The sequence below is a fragment of the Oceaniradius stylonematis genome, assembly GCF_965223445.1.
In the GTDB taxonomy this organism is placed as follows: Bacteria; Pseudomonadota; Alphaproteobacteria; order Rhizobiales; family Rhizobiaceae; genus Roseitalea; species Roseitalea stylonematis.
This window is the reverse complement of sequence record NZ_OZ244994.1, coordinates 2,000,284-2,022,910: the sequence shown is the minus strand read 5'-3', so window position 1 is coordinate 2,022,910 and position 22,627 is coordinate 2,000,284. Positions and strand designations below refer to the sequence as shown.

The 22,627-nt window shown below is 63.8% G+C and carries 22 protein-coding genes; 8 read left to right on the top strand and 14 right to left on the bottom strand.

The genetic code is table 11. The annotated features are described in order from the left end of the window. Positions 1-12 precede the first annotated feature (12 nt). The gene (lptE, locus tag ACOQOU_RS09980; protein ID WP_109768348.1) at positions 13-564 is read right to left on the bottom strand and encodes an LPS assembly lipoprotein LptE; all 552 of its coding nucleotides are present in this window, start codon (positions 562-564) and stop codon (positions 13-15) included. Beyond that, positions 561-3,179, bottom strand: coding sequence for a leucine--tRNA ligase (leuS, locus tag ACOQOU_RS09975; protein ID WP_306026009.1), 2,619 nt, complete (start codon positions 3,177-3,179; stop codon positions 561-563). Before leuS ends, lptE begins: the two co-directional genes overlap by 4 nt. A 164-nt stretch (positions 3,180-3,343) precedes the next feature. Here leuS and ACOQOU_RS09970 point away from each other — a divergent pair, with 164 nt between their 5' ends. Both ACOQOU_RS09970 and ACOQOU_RS09965 read left to right on the top strand, forming a co-directional pair. After that, positions 3,344-4,003, top strand: coding sequence for a YggS family pyridoxal phosphate-dependent enzyme (locus tag ACOQOU_RS09970; protein ID WP_196780322.1), 660 nt, complete (start codon positions 3,344-3,346; stop codon positions 4,001-4,003). Positions 4,004-4,127: 124 nt separating this feature from the next. Then, positions 4,128-4,955 (top strand): lytic murein transglycosylase, encoded by an 828-nt coding sequence (locus ACOQOU_RS09965; RefSeq protein WP_306026010.1) that lies wholly within the window; start codon positions 4,128-4,130, stop codon positions 4,953-4,955. A gap of 86 nt (positions 4,956-5,041) precedes the next feature. Here ACOQOU_RS09965 and rpmF read toward each other — a convergent pair whose 3' ends face one another. Beyond that, positions 5,042-5,224, bottom strand: coding sequence for a 50S ribosomal protein L32 (rpmF, locus tag ACOQOU_RS09960; protein ID WP_109768345.1), 183 nt, complete (start codon positions 5,222-5,224; stop codon positions 5,042-5,044). A 141-nt stretch (positions 5,225-5,365) separates the two neighbouring features. Next, on the bottom strand, positions 5,366-5,992 hold the full coding sequence (locus ACOQOU_RS09955) for a biosynthetic peptidoglycan transglycosylase (protein WP_342633462.1): 627 nt from the start codon (positions 5,990-5,992) through the stop codon (positions 5,366-5,368). 283 nt (positions 5,993-6,275) lie between these two features. On the opposite strand from ACOQOU_RS09955, the gene ACOQOU_RS09950 reads away from it, so the two are divergent. Beyond that, positions 6,276-7,181 (top strand): polyprenyl synthetase family protein, encoded by a 906-nt coding sequence (locus ACOQOU_RS09950; protein ID WP_306026011.1) that lies wholly within the window; start codon positions 6,276-6,278, stop codon positions 7,179-7,181. A gap of 6 nt (positions 7,182-7,187) precedes the next feature. On the opposite strand, the gene ACOQOU_RS09945 is transcribed toward ACOQOU_RS09950, so the two are convergent. Together ACOQOU_RS09945 and ispG are read right to left on the bottom strand one after the other, a co-directional pair. Then, positions 7,188-8,063 carry a lytic transglycosylase domain-containing protein gene (locus ACOQOU_RS09945; RefSeq protein ID WP_306026012.1) on the bottom strand — a complete coding sequence of 292 codons (876 nt, stop codon included), beginning with the start codon at positions 8,061-8,063 and terminating at the stop codon, positions 7,188-7,190. Then, the gene (gene ispG / locus ACOQOU_RS09940) at positions 8,050-9,300 is read right to left on the bottom strand and encodes a flavodoxin-dependent (E)-4-hydroxy-3-methylbut-2-enyl-diphosphate synthase (protein ID WP_306026013.1); all 1,251 of its coding nucleotides are present in this window, start codon (positions 9,298-9,300) and stop codon (positions 8,050-8,052) included. The genes ACOQOU_RS09945 and ispG overlap by 14 nt, the downstream gene beginning before the upstream one ends. A gap of 180 nt (positions 9,301-9,480) precedes the next feature. Between ispG and ACOQOU_RS09935 the strand changes: the two genes are divergently transcribed. Both ACOQOU_RS09935 and ACOQOU_RS09930 read left to right on the top strand, forming a co-directional pair. Next, positions 9,481-10,275, top strand: coding sequence for a 3-hydroxybutyrate dehydrogenase (locus tag ACOQOU_RS09935; protein WP_109768341.1), 795 nt, complete (start codon positions 9,481-9,483; stop codon positions 10,273-10,275). A gap of 25 nt (positions 10,276-10,300) precedes the next feature. Further along, positions 10,301-11,422, top strand: coding sequence for a patatin-like phospholipase family protein (locus ACOQOU_RS09930; RefSeq protein ID WP_245412769.1), 1,122 nt, complete (start codon positions 10,301-10,303; stop codon positions 11,420-11,422). 48 nt (positions 11,423-11,470) lie between these two features. Here ACOQOU_RS09930 and ACOQOU_RS09925 read toward each other — a convergent pair whose 3' ends face one another. Further along, positions 11,471-12,067: a TetR/AcrR family transcriptional regulator gene (locus tag ACOQOU_RS09925; RefSeq protein ID WP_109768339.1), complete on the bottom strand. Its 597-nt coding sequence runs from the start codon at positions 12,065-12,067 to the stop codon at positions 11,471-11,473. A gap of 184 nt (positions 12,068-12,251) precedes the next feature. Here ACOQOU_RS09925 and ACOQOU_RS09920 point away from each other — a divergent pair, with 184 nt between their 5' ends. Continuing rightward, positions 12,252-13,412: an efflux RND transporter periplasmic adaptor subunit gene (locus tag ACOQOU_RS09920; protein ID WP_109768338.1), complete on the top strand. Its 1,161-nt coding sequence runs from the start codon at positions 12,252-12,254 to the stop codon at positions 13,410-13,412. Further along, complete coding sequence (locus tag ACOQOU_RS09915) at positions 13,412-16,657, top strand: efflux RND transporter permease subunit (RefSeq protein ID WP_306026080.1); 3,246 nt, start codon at positions 13,412-13,414, stop codon at positions 16,655-16,657. Before ACOQOU_RS09920 ends, ACOQOU_RS09915 begins: the two co-directional genes overlap by 1 nt. A 9-nt stretch (positions 16,658-16,666) precedes the next feature. Here the strand turns inward: ACOQOU_RS09915 and ACOQOU_RS09910 are convergent, their stop codons facing one another. Both ACOQOU_RS09910 and ACOQOU_RS09905 read right to left on the bottom strand, forming a co-directional pair. Then, positions 16,667-17,134, bottom strand: coding sequence for a DUF1203 domain-containing protein (locus ACOQOU_RS09910; protein ID WP_306026014.1), 468 nt, complete (start codon positions 17,132-17,134; stop codon positions 16,667-16,669). Between the two features lie 84 nt (positions 17,135-17,218). After that, complete coding sequence (locus tag ACOQOU_RS09905) at positions 17,219-18,253, bottom strand: aspartate-semialdehyde dehydrogenase (RefSeq protein ID WP_306026015.1); 1,035 nt, start codon at positions 18,251-18,253, stop codon at positions 17,219-17,221. Positions 18,254-18,448: 195 nt separating this feature from the next. On the opposite strand from ACOQOU_RS09905, the gene ACOQOU_RS09900 reads away from it, so the two are divergent. After that, the gene (locus ACOQOU_RS09900) at positions 18,449-18,910 is read left to right on the top strand and encodes a hypothetical protein (protein ID WP_306026016.1); all 462 of its coding nucleotides are present in this window, start codon (positions 18,449-18,451) and stop codon (positions 18,908-18,910) included. 14 nt (positions 18,911-18,924) lie between these two features. On the opposite strand, the gene leuB is transcribed toward ACOQOU_RS09900, so the two are convergent. The 5 genes from leuB to ACOQOU_RS09875 are packed head-to-tail and all read right to left on the bottom strand — an operon-like array spanning position 18,925 to position 22,546. Next, on the bottom strand, positions 18,925-20,031 hold the full coding sequence (gene leuB, locus ACOQOU_RS09895; protein ID WP_306026017.1) for a 3-isopropylmalate dehydrogenase: 1,107 nt from the start codon (positions 20,029-20,031) through the stop codon (positions 18,925-18,927). 57 nt (positions 20,032-20,088) lie between these two features. Next, complete coding sequence (locus ACOQOU_RS09890; protein ID WP_306026018.1) at positions 20,089-20,691, bottom strand: YdeI/OmpD-associated family protein; 603 nt, start codon at positions 20,689-20,691, stop codon at positions 20,089-20,091. A gap of 3 nt (positions 20,692-20,694) precedes the next feature. Then, on the bottom strand, positions 20,695-21,075 hold the full coding sequence (locus ACOQOU_RS09885) for a RidA family protein (protein WP_306026081.1): 381 nt from the start codon (positions 21,073-21,075) through the stop codon (positions 20,695-20,697). Between the two features lie 2 nt (positions 21,076-21,077). Continuing rightward, complete coding sequence (locus ACOQOU_RS09880; RefSeq protein ID WP_306026019.1) at positions 21,078-22,289, bottom strand: beta-ketoacyl-[acyl-carrier-protein] synthase family protein; 1,212 nt, start codon at positions 22,287-22,289, stop codon at positions 21,078-21,080. Then, positions 22,286-22,546, bottom strand: coding sequence for a phosphopantetheine-binding protein (locus ACOQOU_RS09875; RefSeq protein WP_306026020.1), 261 nt, complete (start codon positions 22,544-22,546; stop codon positions 22,286-22,288). The genes ACOQOU_RS09880 and ACOQOU_RS09875 overlap by 4 nt, the downstream gene beginning before the upstream one ends. Positions 22,547-22,627 lie beyond the last annotated feature (81 nt).

Here is a 22,627-nt window from a genome sequence, read left to right as displayed (position 1 = left end):
GGTACGCGCGCCTCAGCGGGCGGCGAGCGCCGTCGCCACGACGATCCGGAACCGTTCGGCGAGTTCGGCGGCCGCGCGGTTCTCGGCATCGCGCAAAGCACGCAGATTGGCGAATTCCTGCCGCGTATTGTCGAAGGAGGCGGTTGCCGACCGGGTTTCGGAGGCGATGGTGACGCCGTCCTCGATCCGCGTCAGCGTCAGCGTTCCCGTCAGCGTCACGCGCCTGGCCGTGATGTTGGTCGAGCCGTCCGGCGCCGACACGCGGAAAATGTCAACGGTGGACGATGAAACGGCCAGCGATGCGCGGTGATCGGCCGACGGGTCCACGGAGCCGCCATTGTAGAGCAGGAAGACAAGTTCGTTGCGGACCTGCTGGCTGATCCGGTCATCGACACCATCGACGCTGACCCGGCTGAGCGGCGCTGTCGACACGATGAAGTCTGTCGAGCCGGCATGGTAGAGCGGCTGCACCGTGCAGCCGCCCAGCATCGCCAGCGCGCCCAGCATCGCCGTCCGGCGCGTGACGCTCCATCTCCGGCGTTGATCAGGCGCGATCTTCATCATGCGACTATATTGACGATGCGGCCCGGCACCACAATCACCTTTTTGGGCGCCGCGCCGTTCAAATGGCGCTGCACGGCGTCAAGCTCCAGGGCCGATGCCTCGACGCTGTCCCTTTCCGCATCACGCGCGACCGCGATCTCGCCGCGTTTCTTGCCGTTGATCTGCACCGGCAGGACGATCGTGTCGTCGGCGATCAGCGCCGGATCGAATGCCGGCCAGGGCTCCTTGGCCACCATGTCCGCATGCCCCAGAATGGCCCAGCATTCCTCGGCCACGTGCGGCGCGATCGGCGCCATGATCTGGATAAGGATGGACAGGGCCTCATGGGCTGCCGCCTTGCCGGCCCGATCGTTTCCGCTCCCCGCCCTTTCGATCACAGGGGCGATTGCGTTGACCAGTTCATGGATGCGGGCAATGGCCTTGTTGAAGGCCAGCCGTTCGAAATCCTCGCCCACACCCTCGAGCGCCTTGTGCGCAGCCTTTCGCATAGCCGCGAAATCGCCGTTCGCGGCGGACGGGTCACCGGCCGCGATGGTCGGCGCGGCGCCCGCGACGAGGCGCCAGACACGCTGGATGAAGCGATGCGCGCCCTCGGCGCCCGAATCGGTCCATTCCACGTCACGCTCGGGCGGCGAATCCGAAAGCATGAACCAGCGTGCCGTGTCCGCGCCGAAGCTCTGGGTGATGTCCTCCGGTCCGATCGTGTTCTTCTTGGACTTGGACATTTTTTCGAGCGGCCCGATGGTCACCGGCTTGCCGGTGTCGGCGTCGAAGGCCTTGCGGTTCGAATCATGCCCTTCGATCCGGACCTGACCGGGATCGAGCCAGCCTCCGTCTTCGGACCGGTAGGTCTCGTGGACGACCATGCCTTGGGTGAAAAGCCCCTTGAACGGTTCGTCGACCGCCATGTGCCCAGTGCGGCTCATCGCGCGGGCGAAGAAGCGAGAATAGAGAAGGTGCAAAATGGCGTGCTCGATGCCGCCAATATACTGATCGACGGGCAGCCACGCATTGGCCGCGTCGGGGTCGGTCGGGGCATCCTCGTTCGGCGCGGTGAAGCGCGCGAAGTACCAGGACGAATCGACAAACGTGTCCATCGTGTCGGTTTCGCGGCGCGCGGGCTTTCCGCAGGACGGGCAGTCAACATGTTTCCATGCCGGATGATGGTCCAGCGGATTGCCCGGCCGTTCGAACGTGATATCGTCCGGAAGCGTGACGGGCAATTGCGCCTTCGGCACCGGCACCAGGCCGCAGTCGTCGCAGTGGACGACCGGGATCGGACACCCCCAGTAGCGCTGGCGCGAAATGCCCCAGTCGCGCAGCTTGAACTGTACTTGCCGGTCGCCTTGCGGACGACCGTCCAACTCCATCGCTTCCAGACGGTCGGCAATGGCGGCGAAAGCGTCGGCTGGCGTCATGCCGTCGAGGAACGACGAGTTGATCATCGTGCCGTCGCCGGTCCAGGCCTCCTCGCCGATCGCAAAGTCCTCGGCGTCGGCGTCTGGCGGCAACACGACGGGCACGACCGGCAGGTCGTACTTGCGCGCGAAATCGAGGTCGCGCTGGTCGCCCGAGGGGCAGCCGAAGATCGCGCCGGTGCCGTAGTCCATCAGGACGAAGTTGGCGACGTAGACGGGCAGTTCCCAGTCGGCGTCGAACGGGTGCCGGACCTTGATGCCGGTATCGAACCCTTTCTTCTCGGCTGTTTCCAGCGCGGTGACCGATGTCCCCATGCGGCGGCATTCCTCGCAGAAGGCGGCGAGCGCGGCGTTCGTCTCGGCTGCCTTCCTGGCCAGCGGATGATCGGCTGCGATCGCCATGAAGGACGACCCGAACAGAGTATCGGGCCGGGTCGTATAGACTTCGAGTTCCGTTTCGCCTTCGGGCGCCGTTTCAGGTGTCAGCGCCCAGCGGATCGAAAGGCCCTCGGAGCGCCCGATCCAGTTGCGCTGCATCAGGCGCACCTTGTCCGGCCACCCGTCGAGATCGTCTATGGAATCGAGCAGATCCTGGCTGAAATCGGTGATCTTGAAGACCCATTGAGCCAGTTCGCGCTGCTCGACCTCGGCGCCCGAGCGCCAACCCTTGCCGTCGATCACCTGTTCGTTGGCCAGAACGGTCTGGTCGACCGGGTCCCAATTGACCTTGGAGACACGGCGACCGACGAGGCCGGCTTCGAGGAAATCGACGAACAGCATCTGCTGGCGGTGGTAATAGTCGACATCGCAGGTGGCAAATTCGCGCGACCAGTCGATCGAAAGGCCCATCAGTTTGAGTTGGGCACGCATCGTGCCGATGTTCTGGTAGGTCCAGTCGCGCGGATGAACCTTGTTCTGCATGGCCGCGTTTTCCGCCGGCATGCCGAATGCGTCCCAGCCCATCGGGTGCAGCACATTGTAGCCCATGGCGCGCTTGTGGCGGGCGACGACATCTCCCATCGTATAGTTGCGCGTGTGACCGATATGAATGCGCCCGGACGGATAGGGAAACATCTCGAGGACGTAATATTTCGGCCGGGGATCGGCATTATCGGTCTCGAACAGCCTGGCCTCGTCCCAGGCCTTTTGCCATTTGGGCTCGGATGCGCGCGGATTGTAACGTTCAGGTGTCGTCATCGGGTCAGAGCTGTCCGGTGGGCGGCCATGCGGCTTGAAATCGGAGCATCGGCATGCACTTAAGCTGTCGGATGCGCGCCGGTGTCATGCCGGCAAATGAGTACAGCGTCAACCATGCGGCAGGGGCGGGAAACGTGTCGGATCACCAGCGGAACACATCGGACCTGACCTCGGCGGATCGCTTCGACACCGTCGTCGCAGCTGTCGCCACGGCCGCGCGGACGGCAGGGCGTACCCCGGAAGCCGTCACGCTCGTTGCCGTCAGCAAGACGTTCGATGCCGATGCCATCCGACCCGTTCTTGAACGGGGTCATCGCGTGTTCGGCGAGAACCGCGTCCAGGAGGCGGCGGGCAAATGGCCGGGCCTGCGCGAAACCTATGATGACATCGAACTTCACCTGATCGGTCCCCTGCAGTCGAACAAGGCCGCCGAGGCCGTTGCCCTGTTCGACGTGATCGAAAGCGTCGACCGCGAGAAGATCGCCAGGGCGCTGGCCAAAGAGATGGTCAAACAAGGCCGCAGTCCGAGGCTTTATGTGCAGGTGAACACCGGCGAGGAGCCGCAAAAGGCAGGCATCGCGCCACCCGACGCAGCGGTCTTCGTTGCCAAATGCCGCGACGAGCTTGGTCTCGAGATCGAGGGGTTGATGTGCATTCCGCCGTTGGACGAAAATCCGGGGCCGCATTTTGCGCTTCTCAAGAAACTGGCTGCCGAATGCGGTGTCGCGCGCTTGTCGATGGGCATGTCGGGCGATTTCGAGACCGCAATCGTCTTTGGCGCGACCAGCGTCCGCGTCGGATCGGCCATATTCGGCACCCGATGAAGGCGGTTTCATTTTTTTGCAGTGTTTGTGACTGACTTTCTTGAGCGAATCCGGCAATGTGCGCCGGGGCGGAGCTCCGCGACGGCCAGTCCGGAGCATTCCTTTACAGATAAGGGAGTTTCACATGACACCGAAATGGGTCCGGTTGGGTGTAGGGCTTGTATTGGCTGGCGTACTCGCAACGGCGCCGGCACATGCGGCGCGATGCATCACCAGCCAAGGCCAGTTCGAGGCCTACAAGCAGGCGCTCGCCCAGCAGGCCGCATCGGCCGGGGTCGGCCAGCGCGGCATGCAGGCCCTGCAGCAATCCGGGATTTCGGGGATTACATGGCGCTTCGAATCCAACCCCTCCTCCCAGACCGGAACCCGCTATCGGAGCCCGGAACAGTTTCTCAGAAGCCGCTTTTCAAGCGTCAACTCGTTCGTTTCGGGGGCAAAGCGCCGTCTGGGCCAGAAAGCCGGCCTGTTTCAGGCGCTTGAACGCCAGTATGGCGTGCCCGGCTCGATCCTCGTTGCGATCTGGGGTTATGAGACATCCTGGGGCGGCTATACGGGCGACACGCCGATCGTCAGCGGCGCGGTGACGCTCGCATCCTACTGCCGGCGCCACCCGCGGTTCGAGGACGATGCGATCGCCGCGCTGAAGCTCGTCGATCGCGGCGTCATCTCGGGCAACAGCCGTGGCGGACCGTCCGGTGAACTGGGCCACATGCAGTTTCTGGCGGGCAACTGGATCCGGTTCGCGGTCGATGGCAGCGGAGACGGGCGCGCCGATCCCAACAATTCCGCCGACGCGCTGGCGACCGCGGCCAACATGCTGCGCCGCAATGGCTGGCGCGCCGGCCAGCCCTTCACCGAGGGATCGCGCAATTTCCGTGTGCTTTCGGCTTGGAACGACAGCGGCAATTACCAGCGTGCCATTGCCTATGCGGCAAGCCTGATCGACCAGTAGGCGTCTCAGTCGGCTCTACAAGCCGCCAACACAAAAACCCGCGCCGGCCGAAGCCAGCGCGGGTTTTTTCAGACCACGCGAAAGACCTAGTCTTCCTTGGGGGCGAGGACCTGACGGCCGCGATACATGCCGGTCTTCAGATCGACATGGTGCGGTCGGCGCAATTCGCCCGATGCCTTGTCCTCGACATAGGCCGGGTTCTTCAGCGCGTCGGTCGAACGGCGCATGCCGCGCTTGGCGCGGGTGACCTTCCTCTTGGGTACAGCCATTTTCGTTTCTCCAGATATCGGCGCAGCAGTGTGACCTGACCGGTGACCGGTCCGTCACATACCGTCATGCGCGGAAAAGTGGGTGGCCTATACACAATCGCTACGGGTTTTGGAAGATGGCGCCCCGCGTTTTTTGGCGCCTTACCGGGGCAGGCATCCGACATAGGCGCCCGACTGCGCGGCACGCCGCTGGACGATGTCGGCCACCCTTTGCATGCCGGCGCCAGGGCGGGCCGGATCGCGGACATGGGGGTTGGGCAGCGTGACCGCCAAAAGGGCCGATTGGCGGTTTGTCAGTCCATCGGGCGCTCGGCCGAAATGATGAGCGGCGCCGGCCTTGATGCCGAACTGGCCGCTCGGGCCCCATTCGGCGATGTTCAGATAGATCTCCATGATCCGCTCTTTGGGCAGGACCAGATCGATCCAGATCGCAAGCGGCACCTCCAGGCCTTTGCGGATGAAGGATCGGCCGCTCCAAAGAAACAGGTTCTTGGCCGTCTGCATGGTGATGGTCGATGCGCCGCGTACGCGCTCGCCCTCCAGCGCATCTCCGACCACCGCCTGCAACTCACGCAAATCCACCCCGTGATGGGCGCAGAACTGGCCGTCCTCGGACATCATCACAGACTGATAAAGGCGCGGCGTGACATCGTCGATCTCCACCCATTGCCGGTCGACCGGCTGCAGCGTGATCATTCGAGACAGCATCAGCGTCGATACCGGGCGTACGACCTCCATGCGGTAGACAAGCGTGAGCAGCAGCGGCAACGCTGCCAGGACAAACAGTGTGACGAGAGGATAGAAAACCCAACGCCGCCGAAGAAGGGACCGGCGCTTTGAGGCGCGCTTTGCCTCAGCTGCCCTCTTTCGGTCGGAACCGGCCGGCGCTGCGCCGCGTGCCGCCTTGCCGGCCGTCTTCGATGTCGCTTTGGCTCGGCTCACCTGATCATGGTCCCGGCTGCTTGGTTGCGCTGCGGCGACTGAGGACGATCAATCGCCTGCATGTACAAGGCTTATTGCAGATCGGAGACGAAAACGCCAAAAGCAAGCCATGTCCGATCATGATGCCTTCCGTCAGTCCCTTTCCGATCGCGCAGTCCTTGTCGAGGCGTTTCTCGACACGCAATTGTCGGCCGGCCCGCGCGATCACGAAACCGAGCGGCCCGAGCGATTGCTGGCGGCGATGCGTCATGCAGTTCTCAATGGCGGAAAAAGACTGCGGCCGTTTCTCCTGTTCGAAGTCAACGCGCTTCTGGGCGGTTCGGACGATGCCGTTCTCGGAGCGGCGGCCGGGCTCGAGCTCGTGCACTGCTATTCGCTGGTTCATGACGATCTGCCGTCGATGGATGACGACGATCTGCGTCGCGGCCAGCCCACCGTGCATCGCAAATTCGATGAGGCGACGGCAATCCTTGCGGGCGATGCGCTTGTGACGCTGGCGTTCGATCTGACCATATCGGGCTCGGCTGGATTGCCGGCCGAGAGGCGCAGCGAACTGGTGTTGCTTCTGGCCCGCTCGGCGGGGCTCGGCGGGATGGTCGGCGGGCAAATGCTCGATCTGTCGCTCGAGCATGGCGATGCTGCGTCCGACATGATCACGACCATCCATGCCATGAAGACGGGCGCGCTGATCCGCTATGCATGCGAAGCCGGTGCGATCGCGGCCGGCGGGACAGAGAGGGCGCGCATGCGCCGCTTCGGCGAAGTGATTGGGCTGGCGTTTCAACTGGCCGACGATCTTCTGGACGTGACCGCCGACAGTGCCGCGATGGGCAAGGCGACGGGCAAGGACGCCGCTGCCGGAAAGCAGACGCTGGTCGGCATGCACGGTGTCGATTGGGCCCGCGCCCGGCTCGATGCCCATGTCGCGGAAGCCGAAGCGTTGCTCGCGCCTTTCGGTGCCCGGGCCGCGGTTCTGTGCGGCGCCGCACGCTTCATCGCCTACCGTACAAATTAGCCGGATTCAGTTCCTCTTGATGACACAGGCGCTGCCGGCGGCCCGCAGCCGCCCGCAGATCGCATTGGCTTCGATCCGCGAATCCGCGCCGATCCGCACCGCGTAAATCGGTTTCGGTCCGAGCGGGCTCCTGTGGCGTCCGATATTAACCGGCAAACCGGCCAGCAGCGTGCTGTGTCTGCGCTTGATTCGGTCCCACTGCCGCATCACGGCCGCGCGCCTGTAACCGCCGGCAACCTGCACGCCCCATGGCTTGACCGGAGCCTGGGCCAGGCCGGCAACGCCGAACCCCGCCGCCGATGCCATCCGCACGCATGATTCGCCGAAGGGTTTTCCCTCCTCAAGAGGATGGTCGCGGATCTCGCGGCGTCGTTCGATGAAAATCTCGGCGGGTTCACCGGTGATCGACAGTACGTAATCCTCGGTTTCAAGCGGCAGCGTCGAAGCACCCACCAGCCAACGATCGATGCGCGCCTCGCCGGCATTGTACGCTGCGGCGGCAAGGCCGAGATTGCCGAACTGCAGACGCAGCGCGGCAAGGTAGGTCGCGGAGGCGGGCAAGGCCTCAGTCGGGTCGAAACTGTTGTCGAGGCCGCGCCGTTCGGCGGTCGCCGGCATGAACTGGGCGATGCCCTCGGCGCCCTTGGGGGACACGGCCAGCGCATCGAACCGGCTTTCCTTCCAGATCAGGCGGGCAAAAAAGGCCGGCGGCAGACCGTTGCGGTGCGCTTCGCGTTCGATCAGCGAACAAATCGCTCCGTGATCGACTTCTTCGAACGAGTCATCTTCGATTGCCCAACTTGTTGCGGTGGCGAAACAAGTCAACAGCGCCGCAATGAGCGACGAAGCTACAGGCTTTGGCTTGACCTCAAGCGGCGGCATCCTTGCCGCCTTCGCCGAAGCGTGCCTCGATATAGTCGGTGACCATTGCCTCGAACTTGCCCGCAATGTCGTCGCCGCGCAGCGTGGCGGCCTTCTTGCCGTCGACGAAGACCGGCGCGGCGGGTGTTTCGCCCGTGCCCGGCAGCGAAATGCCGATGTCGGCGTGCTTGGATTCTCCCGGTCCGTTGACGATGCAGCCCATGACCGCGACCTTGAGCTCCTCTACGCCTGGATATTTTTGGCGCCAGACGGGCATGTTGCGCCGAAGATCGTCCTCGATCTTGCGGGCCAGTTCCTGAAACACCGTCGATGTCGTACGGCCGCAGCCTGGGCAGGCGGCAACAAGCGGTACGAACTGCCGGAATCCCATGGACTGGAGCAACTCCTGCGCGACCTGAACTTCCTTGGTGCGGTCGCCGCCGGGCTCCGGCGTCAGGGAAATGCGGATCGTGTCGCCGATACCCTGTTGGAGCAGAACGGCAAGCGCCGCCGAGGAGGCGACGATGCCCTTGGACCCCATGCCGGCTTCCGTCAGGCCCAGATGCAGGGCGTGGTCGCAGCGCGCTGCCAGGTCGGTGTAGACGGCGATCAGGTCCTGAACGCGCGAAACCTTTGCCGACAAAAGGATCTTGTTGCGCGGCAACCCGGTCTGTTCGGCGAGTTCGGCCGACAGCAGTGCCGACCGGACGATGGCTTCCCGCGTCACCTCATCGGCGGACATCGGGAAACCCTTCTTCTGATTTTCGTCCATCAGGCGTGTCAGCAGTTCCTGGTCCAGCGAGCCCCAATTGACGCCGATGCGCACGGGCTTGTCATGACGGATCGCCATTTCGACGATCTCGATGAACTGCCGGTCGCGCTTGTCCCTGAAGCCGACATTGCCCGGATTGATGCGGTATTTGGCCAGCGCCTCGGCACAGGCCGGATGATCGGCCAGAAGCTTGTGGCCGATGTAATGGAAGTCGCCGACGAGCGGCACGTCATGGCCAAGCCGCTCCAGCCGTTCGCGAATTCTCGGCACGGCGGCGGCGCTTTCGTCGCGGTCGACAGTGATGCGGACCACTTCCGATCCGGCTCTGTGCAGCGCGGCACACTGGGCGACCGTCGCGTCGATATCGGCGGTATCGGTGTTGGTCATGGACTGGACCATGACCGGTGCATCGCCGCCGACGACGACGCCGCCGACATTGACGGGAACCGATTTTCGTCTCGGAAGAGGAGCTGCCAAAGTGTTCATGACGGTTTCTTGTTTGATCCGCTCCGGTTCTAGCGGCTTCGATGACGCGCCGCAATCGGCGCCGTCTTGGCGGCCGGCTGGCGGCGGCAAACTGTCATCACAATCATGCCAGGGCGATGACAAGCCTTTATCGCCGGCCTATGTTGCACCGCAACGACAGCATCGCAAACGGGGACAAGCATGGCCAGCGACGCACTCAAGACCGCCATCGTCACGGGTTCCAATTCCGGTATCGGGTTGGGCATAGCCCGGGCGCTCGCCGCCGAAGGGCACAATGTGGTGCTCAATTCCTACACCGATACGGACGATGATCATGCGCTGGCCAGGGAGATCGCCGCGAGCGCCGGCAATGAGACCGTGTACATCCAGGCAGACCTCTCGAAAGCCGATCAATCGCGCATGCTGGTGGACAAGGCGGCCGAACGTTTCGGATCGGTCGACATCCTCGTCAACAATGCCGGCATCCAGCATGTGGCGCCGGTCGAGGAGTTTCCGACGGAGAAATGGGACGCGATCATCGCAATCAATCTGTCGTCGGCTTTCCACACGGCGGCGGCGACCATTCCGATGATGAAGAACAAGGGCTGGGGCCGGATCGTCAACATCGCCTCGGCGCACGGGCTGACGGCTTCGCCGTACAAGTCGGCCTATATCGCCGCAAAGCACGGCATTGTCGGGCTGACCAAGACGATCGCGCTGGAGTTCGCCGAGGCCAAACTTGCCGCGACCTGCAACGCGATCTGCCCGGGCTATGTGCTGACACCGCTGGTCGAGAACCAGATCGAGGATCAGATGAAAGCGCACGGCATGGATCGGCAGGAGGTGCTGGACAAGGTCATGCTGCAGCGCCAGCCGACCCGCGAGTTCGCCACGGTGGAGGAACTGGGTGGAACCGTGGTCTTCCTGTGTTCCGACCACGCCCGCCAGATCACCGGCACGACGATTTCCGTCGATGGCGGCTGGACGGCGCTCTGACCACCGATTGAAGAGGCAACCTGCCGTGTCCAAACCAAACGGCGAAACCGCTCCCAAGCGCATCAATCTCGCCTTGCAGGGCGGAGGCTCTCATGGCGCGTTCTCCTGGGGCGTGCTCGATGCGCTTCTCGAGGACGGCCGGCTGGCGTTCGACGGCATTTCGGGGACCAGCGCCGGAGCGATGAACGCGGTCGCCCTGGCTGCCGGATGGGCCGGCGGCGGTCCCGAGACCGCGCGGCAGAGCCTGCACGACTTCTGGGCGGCGGTGGCGCGCAAGGGCCGGTTCTCGCCGATCCAGCGGACACCGATGGATTTGTGGTTCGGCAATTACGGGTATGAAAACTCACCGAGCTACCGGCTCTTCGATATTTTCAGTCGCGTTTTTTCGCCCTACGACACCAACCTGCTGGACATCAATCCGCTGCGCGACGTGGTTGCGTCGGAAGTCGATTTCGACCTTGTGCACGGCTGTGACGCGTTCAAGGTGTTCGTGTCGGCGACCAATGTCCACACTGGAAAGGTGCGGGTCTTTTCCGGCCAGGAGATCAGCATCGATGCGGTCATGGCATCGGCCTGTCTTCCGATGCTGTTCAAGGCGGTCGAGATCGACGGCGTTCCGTACTGGGATGGCGGATTTGGCGGCAACCCCGTGCTGTTTCCGTTTTTCTACGAAACCGAAACGGAAGACTGCCTTCTGGTGCAGATCAACCCGATCGAACGCGAAACGACACCGCGGACCGCCCAGGAAATTCAGGACCGGATGAACGAAATCACGTTCAATTCCGGGCTGTTGCGCGAGTTTCGCGCCATCGAGTTCATTCGGCGGCTGAAGCGTGACGGGCGGCTGGCGGGCACCGACTACCGATCCATCCGCATGCACAGGATCGCTGCCGATCCAGTGGTCGAAACCTTGTCGGCCTCGTCGAAGCTCAATGCGGAATGGTCGTTCCTCACCGATCTGCGGGACGCCGGCCGTGCGGCGGCGAAAGATTTTCTCGATGCGCATTTCGACGATATCGGCGAGCGACCGACGCTCGATCTCAGCGCCGAACTGCAGGCAGACATTCTGCCGGCCAGAAAGCGTGAGCCGATAGGCGCCAGGATGCGCGACGCCGTCAGGCGCATCGGCAGATCGCCTGACACCTAGGGTCGGGACCCTAGATGCGAACCTTCAGGAAGACAGCGGCAGGGGCCCTCAGGGCCGGCCGGCGGCAAGGGCTCCGGAGACGAACCGCACCAGCGCCTCGACGTAATGCTCGATGGCCTTGCCCCGCATGGCGTCGCTTTTCACCCCCTCCATGGCCTGCATGAAGATACGTGCGGCCGATTCGGGGGTGGCGCCGGTCCGCGACAGATCGAGTTCGCCATCGTCGACCGCCGATTTGATGCCGCGCGCGATCACGTCGATCATCACATCGCACCAGCGCTCCTCGATGTCGGCGGCGATCTCGTCATTGACGCCCATCAATTCCAGACCGTGCGGGGTCTGTTCGATGAAGCGGTGTACGTCGAGGATGGAATCGTTGATCGCCGCCTTCAGCCGGTCGTGAAACGATCCGGGCCTGGCCAGTGCCGCGCCCGCCTTCGCGGCCGCGCCGCTCATCATCTCTTCGGCCAGCCCTCGGAAAATCTCCGTCTTGTTGCGGAAAACCTGATACAGCGCCGGCCGCGACATGCCCGCCTGTCGCGCGATGTCGTCCATCGAGGTCTTCCGGAACCCGTAGGTCACGAATACTTCGAAGGCCGATTGCAGGATCTTGCTGCGCTTGTCCTCTGGAATGATGTGGAGCATGTTGGCTTGACTGTATGACGTTTTTTGTTATTTTGTCAAATTGTCAGCAGACACTACCAATGCGTGCGTTTCAATCTTATATTGCGGCGCAATGTGTGATTGATTGCCGGTCCAATCGGCCGGTCTTACGTACAGACGCCTTGAACAGCCCGGCGGCGGGCAAGAATTCGTGTTGGATTGATTGATGAGAGCGCATCGTTACGCGGCGATATTGGTGTTTGTCGCCTCGGCCGCCTGGGTACTGACCGGCGACTTCTCATCGGTCGGCAGCGCGTCGGACCAGGACGGCGCTGAAGCTCCGGCCATCACCGAGACCGACACTTCCTCCGATGCCGCGACCGCCGACACGCGGCCCGAGCAGTCCGTGGCGGTCGCGGTCATTCCGAGTATCGAGCATGCCCGCACCGTGCGCGTCTCCGGTGTCACCCAGGCCGACAAGCGCACCAACATGACCGCACGCGCCGGCGGCGTTATCGCCGAACTGCTCGTCGAGCAGGGCGATATCGTCGCGAAAGGCGACATGGTGGCGCGGATTGCGCCGGAGGGCCGCGATGCGGCGGTGCGCAGTGCCGAGGCGGCGCTGGAACAGGCGCGCGCGGAGTTTGCCGCGCGCGAGGAACTGGTGGAACGCGGAACATTGCCGCGCCTGCAACTGGACCAGCAGCGCTCTGCGCTGCGGCTGGCCGAAAGCCAATATGAGGCCGCCCTCGCCGAACTGGAACGGCTGGATGTCACAGCACCGTTCGGCGGCGTCGTCGACAATGTGATGGTCGAGCAGGGAAGCTCGGTCGATCAAGGCACGCCGGTGGCCAATCTGATCGCGCTCGATCCCATCATCGGCATTGGCGAAGTCAATGAAAGCGATCTCAACACGATTCGCGTCGGCGGCACAGCGCAATTGCGCCTTGTGACGGGCGACGTGATCGACGGAACGATCCGTTTCATCAGCCGCGAGGCGCAATCGTCCACCCGGACTTTCACCGTTGAGGTCGAGGCGCCGAACCCCGACCTTGCCGTGCCGGCCGGCATGACCGCCGAAGTGATCCTGCGCGGCGAGCCTGTGGTCGCTACACCTCTGCCGCGTTCGGTCGTCACGCTCGATGATGCGGGCGAACTGGGCGTGCGTGCGGTGGATGAGGACAACAAGGTGGTGTTCTATCCGATCGATCTGGTCGATGATTCGACTGACGCGCTGCTGCTTGGCGGTATCCCGAAAGGTGCGCGGATCATCGTCGTCGGGCAGAACTTCGTCAGCGACGGACAGGCCGTCATCCCGGTCGAAGCGGACAGCGCGGTCATTGAACGGCTGATCGCCGAAGCAAGCGGCGAGGCTGCAAGCCAATGATGGGATTGCTGGAGCTTGCCGTCAAGAACGCGCGGCTGACGATCGTCACCCTGTTTTTCTTCCTGATGGCGGGCTCGCTGTCCTATATCAGCATCCCCAAGGAAGCCGAGCCCGATGTCCAGTTTCCGGTCGTCTATGTGGGCCTTTCGCTGCAAGGCGTGTCGCCGGAAGATGCCGAGCGCCTGCTGATCAGGCCGCTCGAATCGGAACTGCAGAACATCAAGGGAGTCGATACGATCACCGCCAGCGCCTATCAGGGCGGCGGCAATGTGGTGGTCGAGTTCGACCCCAGCGCCGATCTAGGCACGGCGCTCGACGATGTGCGCACCGAGGTCGACCAGGTCAAGGGCGAGTTCCCCGCCGGCACCGACGAGCCAACCGTCGCCGAGGTCAACATCTCCGAGTTCCCGGTTCTGGTCGTCACGCTGTCGGGCGACGCACCGGAGCGCGTTTTGACGCGAACGGCGCGCGAATTGCGCGACAGGCTCGAAGAGGTATCCGGCGTTCTCGAAGCAACGCTCCAGGGCTCACGCAAGGAGCAAGTCGACGTCATCATCGATCCGGTCAAGCTGTCGTCCTACAATCTGCAGCTCGATGCACTGATCGGCGGGGTCAGTACCAACAACCAGCTGGTCGCCGCCGGAACGCTGCAGGGCGATCAGGGCCAGTACGCCGTCAAGGTGCCGGCGCTGATCGAGACCATCGAAGACATTGCCAACCTGCCTATTGCCGTCAACGGCAATGCGGTGGTGCGGGCGCGGGATCTGGCCACGATCCGCAACACGTTCGAGGACCGTGAAACGCTGGCGCGCCTGAACGGCAAACCGGCAATCGCCATCGAGGTGTCCAAGCGCGCCGGCGCGAACCTGATCGCCACCGTCGATGCGGTCAAGGCGGAGGCCAACGCCTTCCAGGCCGAATTGCCGCAAGGCGTCGAGATCACGTTCAGCCAGGACAAGTCGACGGACATCCGGACCCTTCTGGCGGACCTGCAGAACTCCGTTCTGACCGCGGTTCTGCTCGTCTTCATGGTGATCCTGTTCTATCTCGGCTTCCGCTCGTCGCTGCTCATCGGCCTTGCCATTCCCACATCGTTCCTGATGGGGATCATGTTCCTGTCGATCGCCGGCTACACCGTGAACATCGTCGTCCTGTTCAGCCTGATCCTGGCGGTCGGCATGCTCGTCGACGATGCGATCATCGTCACCGAATATGCGGAACGGCGGATGGCGGAGGGGGTTGCCGCTCCGCCCGCTTTTGCCGAAGCAGCCCGGCGCATGTTCGGCCCGGTGGTCGTCTCGACCCTTACGCGCATCGCCGCGTTTTCGCCGCTGCTGTTCTGGCCGGGCATTGTCGGCGAATTCATGAGTTACATGCCGATCACGCTGATCGCGACGCTGTCGGCGTCGACCATCTATGCGCTGTTGTTCGCGCCGACCATCGGTTCCATCGTCGGCAAGGCAGCTGTGCAGAAGCGCAAGCCGGACGGTTTCTACATGGCCGTCATCAAAAAGGCGGTGCGCTATCCGATCCTGACGATCCTCCTGGTGGCCGCCCTGATGGGCGGCGTGGTCACCACCTACATGCAGAACAACAATGGCGTCGAGTTCTTCCCCTCGGTCGAGCCCGAATACGGCCTTCTCTATGTCAAGGCGCGGGGCAACCTTTCGCTGGAGGAGCAGGACGATTTGGTCCGGCGCGCCGAGGAGCGGCTGCTGTCATGGCCCGGTGTCGAGACCGTCTACACCCGTGTCGGATCGAGCCGCGGCGGCCTGCAACTTGGGTCCGGCGGTTCAGAGGACACGATCGGCACGATCCAGTACGAATTCATCGACTGGCGCGAGCGCAAGCCGGCCAGCGATATTCTCACCGATCTGCGCGCACAGTTCGCCGATGTGGCGGGCGTCAACATCGAGATCTCGGTGCCCGATGCCGGACCGCCACAGGGCCGTCCCATCCAGGTCCGCCTTTCCGCGGACGATCCGACCGGCCTTGAAGAGGCGGCGGCCAATGTCGGCGCCTATCTGGATACGCTTCCGGAAATCATCGATCTGGACACGGGGCTGCCGCCCCTGAGCATCGACTGGGAGCTCAAGGTGGACCGGACCGAGGCGGCGAAATTCGGACTGGGCCCCGATTCGGTCGGCCGTGTGGTGCAGCTCGTAACGACGGGCCTCAAACTCTCCGACTATCGTCCCGCCGGCACCGACGATGCGGTCGACATCCGCCTGCGGCTTCCCGAGGACCGGCGGACCTTGTCGACGCTGGACGAATTGCGTGTCGAGACGGCAGCCGGCTCGGTGCCCCTGTCCAATTTCGTCAGCCGCGAGCCCGCGGCATCGCTCGGCACGTTGACGCGCATCGACGGCGCCCGGACGATCACGGTCGAATCGAACCTGGTCGAAGGCGTTCAGGACTCCGTGCTGCAGGCGCAGGTGGCCGAGCACATGGCTTCGATGGACCTTCCGCCCAACATTCGCTGGGAGATGGTTGGCTCCGACCAGGAGAGCGACGAGGCGGCGGCGTTCCTCGGCCAGGCGTTCGGCGTTGCCATCTTCCTGATCTTTGCGCTGCTGCTCGCCCAGTTCAACAAGTTCACCTATGTCTGGCTGGTCCTTTCGGCGGTGGTCATGTCGACCATCGGGGTGCTCCTGGGTCTGGTCGTGATGGAGATGCCGTTTTCCATCGTGATGACGGCGGTCGGCACCATCGCGCTGGCCGGTGTGGTGGTGAACAACAACATTGTCTTGATCGACACCTATGCGCATCTTCGCAACAAGGGCGTCGACAAGATGGAAGCGGTGCTGGAGACGTGCCGGGAACGCGTGCGGCCGGTCATGCTGACCGCCGTGACCGCGATCCTGGGCGTTCTGCCGATCGCATTCGGCGTCAATCTGGCGCTTCTCAGCCACGAGGTGACGATCGGTGCGCCTTCCACCCAATGGTGGATCGCCCTGTCCAGCGCCATCGTGTTCGGGCTGGCCTTCTCGACGATCCTGACGCTGGTTGTCACGCCCGCCGCGCTGATGATCTTCACCCGCGACAATGAGAGTCTTGCGGCCGGTCACTTCCTCACCCGCTTTGGCCGATGGGTGCGGACACGGCTGCGCCGGAAAACGGCGAAAGCGCCAGCCGCCGCGCCGCAGCACGAGACCACCGAACCGGCCGGGAAACCGGAGCGTGTCGAACCCTTGCCCGAGGAATTGCCCGACGATGTCAGGCCGTTCCCCAAGGCGGCAGAGTAGATTGACCGCTCAGGCGCGCGTCGCACGCGCCAGGTAGCATCCCGGCTTGGCGATGTGCAGATGCAGTTCGGCGATGTCCGGGTCGGCCAGCATGGTGCCGATCGTGGCGTCAAGGTTTGCGCCCTCGACCACGTCGGCTGCCACCATCATCCAGTCTGCATCGAAACCGCGGACCGATATGAGACGGCGGCGGATCACATCGGGGATCGAACCCGGTTCCGGTCGCGCCTGACGGGCGCCGGCTCGCACGAACACGGCGTGGCTGGCACGGTACGGTGTCTCCTCGCCCAGATAGTCGAAATTGGCGAGCAGCAGCCGTTCGCCGGCCTCAGCATCTTCAAGACTGACCCGGCACGGATAACCCGGTTCGCAGTCGGCGGTCCGCCAGCAGGCGCGGCGTTCAGACAGCTCGGCGTCGTCCATCGCCAGCAGTGTTTCGAAGGGTTCGGGCGACAGCGCGTGGATCTGGAAGGTCATGGGCGTCCTCGTTGATCAGGACGCCCAGGATGATTGTCGCGACGCTTCCACGCCACCCGATTCTTGCGGGTCGTGGACCCGGTATCAGGCCGCTTGCCGTTTCGGGGTGATCAGGCCGCGATTGACGAGAATTTCGGCGATCTGGACTGTGTTGAGCGCGGCACCCTTGCGCAGATTGTCGGAGACGACCCACATGTTCAGCCCGTTGTCGACGGTCTGATCCTCGCGGATGCGCGAGATGTAGGTCGCATCCTCGCCTGCGGATTCGTAGGGCGTGGTGTAGCCGCCATCCTCATGCTTGTCGACGACAAGACAGCCCGGCGCCTCGCGCAGGATCTCCCGCGCCTGATCGGCGGTGATCTCGTTCTCGAATTCTATGTTCACCGCTTCGGAATGGCCGATGAAGACCGGAACGCGCACAGCGGTGCAGGTGACCTTGATCTTCGGGTCGAGCATCTTCTTGGTTTCGGCCATCACCTTCCATTCCTCCTTGGTCGAGCCGTCTTCCATGAAGGCGTCGATATGGGGAATGACGTTGAAGGCGATCCGCTTTGTGAACTTCTTGGCTTCCACCGGATCGGCGACATAGACGGCCCGCGTCTGCGCGAACAGTTCATCCATGCCCTCTTTGCCGGCGCCGGATACCGACTGGTAGGTGGCGACGACAACCCGCTTGATGGTCGCCGCATCGTGCAGCGGCTTGAGCGCGACGACGAGCTGGGCCGTCGAGCAGTTCGGGTTGGCGATGATGTTCTTCTTCGTGAAGCCTTCGATCGCGTCGGCATTCACCTCGGGCACGATCAGCGGCACGTCGGGGTCGTATCGGAACGCGGACGAGTTATCGATGACCACGCATCCGGCCGCGCCGATCCTGGGCGCCCATTCCTTGGACACCGATCCGCCGGCGCTCATCAGGCAGATGTCTGTGGTGGAGAAATCATAGTTCTCCAGCGCCTGCACCTTCAGCGTCTTGTCGCCGAACGAGACTTCCTGACCAACCGAGCGGCGCGAGGCGAGCGGCACGATCGTGTCCACCGGAAAGCCGCGTTCGGCAAGGATGTCGAGCATTTCGCGGCCGACGTTACCGGTCGCGCCTGCGATGGCGATTGTGAAACCCATGGTTCCCGTCTCCTGTCTCCCCACTTGCGGTCGTGCGCCACTCTTCCCGCCCCCGGGAGAGTGTGGGGCGGAACGGGTCAGATCGTCGTGGTCTTCTTGATCATGGTGCGCATGGTGGCCGCCTAGTGCCGGAATGCGCGCCGAATGTCAATCGACCCGGCGGTCTGATAGGCTCAGACCATGGCAGCAATCGGGATGAGATCGTCAGTGTTCGTCGCCTTGGCGCTTGGCTCCTGTCTTGGCGCCCGGATGCCGGCGCTGGCCCAGAGCGAACCGCTGTCCGGCCGGCTGACGGGCGACCGGTTGAGCGCGGCGTTTGTCGGCAAGGTCTTTCGCGGGGTTTACGAGGACGGGGTGAACTGGCGTGAAGCCTATCTGGTCGATGGCGAGGTCGATTATGAGGACGACTTCGCCGCCGCACGGGGCGAATGGTTCGTGCGCGATGATCTGCTGTGCACCTTCTACGACGGCGACTTGACAGGCGGCTGCTTCATCGTCAAGCAGCGCAGCGAGAACTGCTTCGACTTCTATGCTGTCGATCCGGCAACAGACCGGCCGGATGCCAGCCGCGATGCCATGCGGTCGGGGTTTGACTGGACCGCGCAGGGCTGGCGGTCGGACCGTGTTCCGACCTGCCCGGAAGGTCTGGTGTCTTGAGCTTTGGCCTGCCGTCAGCCGGCCGCGTAGGCCGCCACGATCGCATCACCCATCTCGGCGGTTGAGACCGGCCGCGCGCCGTCGCCCATGATGTCGCCCGTGCGCAGGCCATCGTCGAGCACTTTTGCGACGGCGGCCTCGATCCGCACGGCTTCATCGATCATGGCGAACGAATAGCGCAGGCACATGGCGAACGAGGCGATCATCGCGATCGGGTTGGCGATGCCCTTGCCGGCAATGTCCGGTGCCGAGCCGTGTACGGGCTCGTAGAGCGCCTTGCGCTTGCCGGTCGCGGGATCGGGCGCACCGAGCGAAGCGGACGGCAGCATGCCGAGCGAGCCGGTCAGCATCGCGGCGACATCCGACAGCATGTCGCCGAACAGATTGTCGGTGACGATGACGTCGAACTGCTTGGGCCAGCGCACGAGCTGCATGCCGCCCGCGTCGGCCAGCATGTGGGTCAGTTCGACATCGGCATAGTGTGCTGCATGGGTCGCCGTGACGACTTCGTTCCAGAGAACGCCCGATTTCATAACGTTGCGCTTTTCCATCGAGCACACCTTGTTGGATCGGGTGCGGGCCAGTTCGAAGGCGACCCCCGCGATGCGTTCGATCTCGAACGTGTCATAGACCTGCGTGTCGACACCGCGCTTCTGGCCGTTGCCCAGATCGGTGATCTCCTTGGGCTCGCCGAAATAGACGCCGCCCGTCAGTTCGCGGACGATGAGGATGTCGAGCCCTTCGATCACATCGCGCTTGAGCGAGGATGCATCGGCGAGCGCCGGATAGCAGATGGCCGGACGCAGATTGGCGAACAGCGCCATGTCCTTGCGCAAGCGCAAGAGACCGGCTTCGGGCCGCTGCTCATAGGGAACGTCATCCCATTTCGGTCCGCCGACCGCGCCGAACAGCACCGCATCGGCTGCCATCGCCCTGTCCATGTCCGCGTCCGAGATCGCCTCGCCGTGGGCGTCATAGGCCGACCCGCCAACGAGACCCTGATCGGTGACGAAGCCGGCGCCCTCTTTCGCATTCATGTGGTCGATCAGTTTGACGACTTCGGCCATGGTTTCGGGGCCGATGCCGTCACCGGGCAGCAGGAAAAGCGAACGCGTTGTCATGGAAGGTCTCGTCTTTGAAGGAAGTCTGATCGCTTCTATGCGCTGGCGCCGGACAACTCAACGCCTTGCGCTCTGCTTTGACTTCCAGTCGAGCGCGCGCTTGTTCTGTCCCGCCAGCCGGGCTGTTTCGGCAATGCGCCGGGCGCGGGTTTCGTCCCGCTTGGCCTGCTTGATCCACTCCAGGATCCCGCGCCGGGCCGAAGGCGGAAAGGCGTCGAAGTTGGCGCGCGCTTGCGGCACCGCTTCCAGCGCGGCAATCAGATCGTCGGGAATGATGCCTTGCTCGACATCGTCGAGGAAAGACCACGAGCCGTCGGTCCGCGCGGCCGCGACGGCGGCGATGCCCGCCGGCTGCATCAAGCCGAGCGTCTCAAGGTGTTCGACAATGCGTTTGTTCACCGCAGACCATGCGCTGCCCGGTTTGCGCGGCGAGATCAGCAGCATGCTGCGCGTCCCGTCCATCTTGCGCGGGAGCGAATCGATCCAGCCATAGCGCAGAATGGCCGCGAGCAGCTTTTCGCGGTCGAGGTACTTGTCGGGAACAGATTTCTTCCAAAGCACCAGCCAGACGCTTTCAGCCGTCTGGTGATTGCGATCCAGCCAGTCGAGTAGATCGGCTTCCGAAGAGATGTCGACCCGATCGAACCGCCTGCCCGCCATCGGTCAGTCCCGCAGCGCGGTCACGTCGATCTCGATCTTCATTTCCGGTCTGATCAGTCCACTGACGGTCATCGTCGCTGCGGGCCGGATGCCGGCGAAGAATTCGCCCAGCACCGGGAACACAATGTCGGCGAAGGACGCATCGGTCACCACATAGCGGGCGCGAACAATGTCGGAGCGGGCAAAGCCGGCCTCGTCCAGCGCCCGGTCGATCGTTGCAAGGGCATTGCGGCACTGGGTTGCGACATCGTCGGGCATCGCCATGGACGCATAGTCATATCCGGTCGTGCCGGAGACGAAACACCAGTTGCCGGCGACGACCGCCCGGGAATAGCCCGCGGTTTCCTCGAAGGGCGATCCCGTCGAAATCCGCTTGCGCACCAGCCTCAGGCCCGCTTGACCGCTATCACGGCGTTGGAGCCGCCGAACGCAAACGAGTTGCTGATCACGGCGGCCACATCGGCCTTGCGTGGCTCGTTGGGCACGTAGTCGAGATCGCATTCCGGATCGGGGTTCGCGTAGCCGAGTGTCGGTGGGAGGATGCCGTCGCGCACCGTACCCACCGCGGCGATCATCTCGAGCGCGCCCGACGCACCCATGCAATGGCCATGCATCGACTTGGTTGACGAGACGGCCAGCGAATCGGCATGGCTGCCGAAGGCGCGGCGAATGGCCTGGGTCTCCGTCTTGTCGTTGCCCATGGTGCCGGTGCCATGAGCGTTGACATATTGCACGTCGCCTCGCGCCAAATCGGCGTCGGCGAGGCATTGCTCCATGGCCCGCGCGGCACCGTCCATGTCGGGCGCGACGATGTCTCCCGCATCGGCGGTCAGGCCCGCCCCGGCCAGCTCGGCCAGGATGGTCGCGCCGCGCGCCCGTGCATGCTCCTCGGTTTCGAGAACCACGGCGCCGGCGCCGTCGCCCAGAACCAGCCCGTCCCGGTCGGCGGAAAAGGGCCGGCAGCCATTGCGGGACAGGATGCGCATGGAATCCCACGCTTTCAGGACACCGAAATTGAGCGGCGCGTCGGAGCCGCCTGCGATCATCACGTCGGCGCGTCCGGCCCGCAGCGTGTCGAGGGCGGCGGCAAAGGCATGGTTGGCGGACGAGCAGGCCGAACTGGTGCCGTAGACCGGCCCCTTGAGCCCGAATGCCATGGAGACGTGCACGGCGGGCGATGACGGCATGGCCTGCGGCACCAGGAAGATGTCGGTGCGCTTCTTCTTTTCCAGAAGTATGGCCTTGTAGTTGGTGTCGATGACATCGCCGCCGAATATGCCGGTGCCGATGATCGCGCCGGTGCGCAGCGGATCGATGCCATGGTCGATGATGCCGCTGTCGGAGAGGGCCTCCTTGGCGGCGATCATGGCCAGCAGGCCGAACCGGCTGGTGGTCAGAAGCAGACGGCGCTCGAACCCATGGTCCGGCAGTTCGCGGACCTGCGCTGCCAGCTTTGCCTTCAGTTCGTCCTTTTCGGGAATGTCGATGGGCGCGATGCCGTTCGTGCCGGTCTTCATGGCGTTCCAGATTGCCGGCGCGTTGGTGCCGAGCGCGCTGATGCCGCCCAGCCCGGTGATGACGATGCGGGGTCGGCTCACGCGCTGGCGCTCTTTTCGACGAGCCCGCGAACGGCGTCGCACACATCGCCGACCGTCTTGAGCTGTTCCCATGCGTCGGCGGCGTTCAGTTCGATCTCGATCTCGAACCGGTCCTCGAGGTCGAAGATGACTTCGGCCAGTTCGAGCGACTGGATATCGATGGTCGAAAGTTCCGTTTCCGGAGAGATGTCGGTGGGATCGCGCTCGATCTTTTCGGCGATGATACGCGCCGTCTCGGCAAAAATAGTGTCTGACATGTGCATGTGCCTTTGTCCGGCGCTGGCCGGGGTTCGGCCAACGCCGTCTGTGGTCCCCGAAAAGCCTTGTGGTGCTTGGTC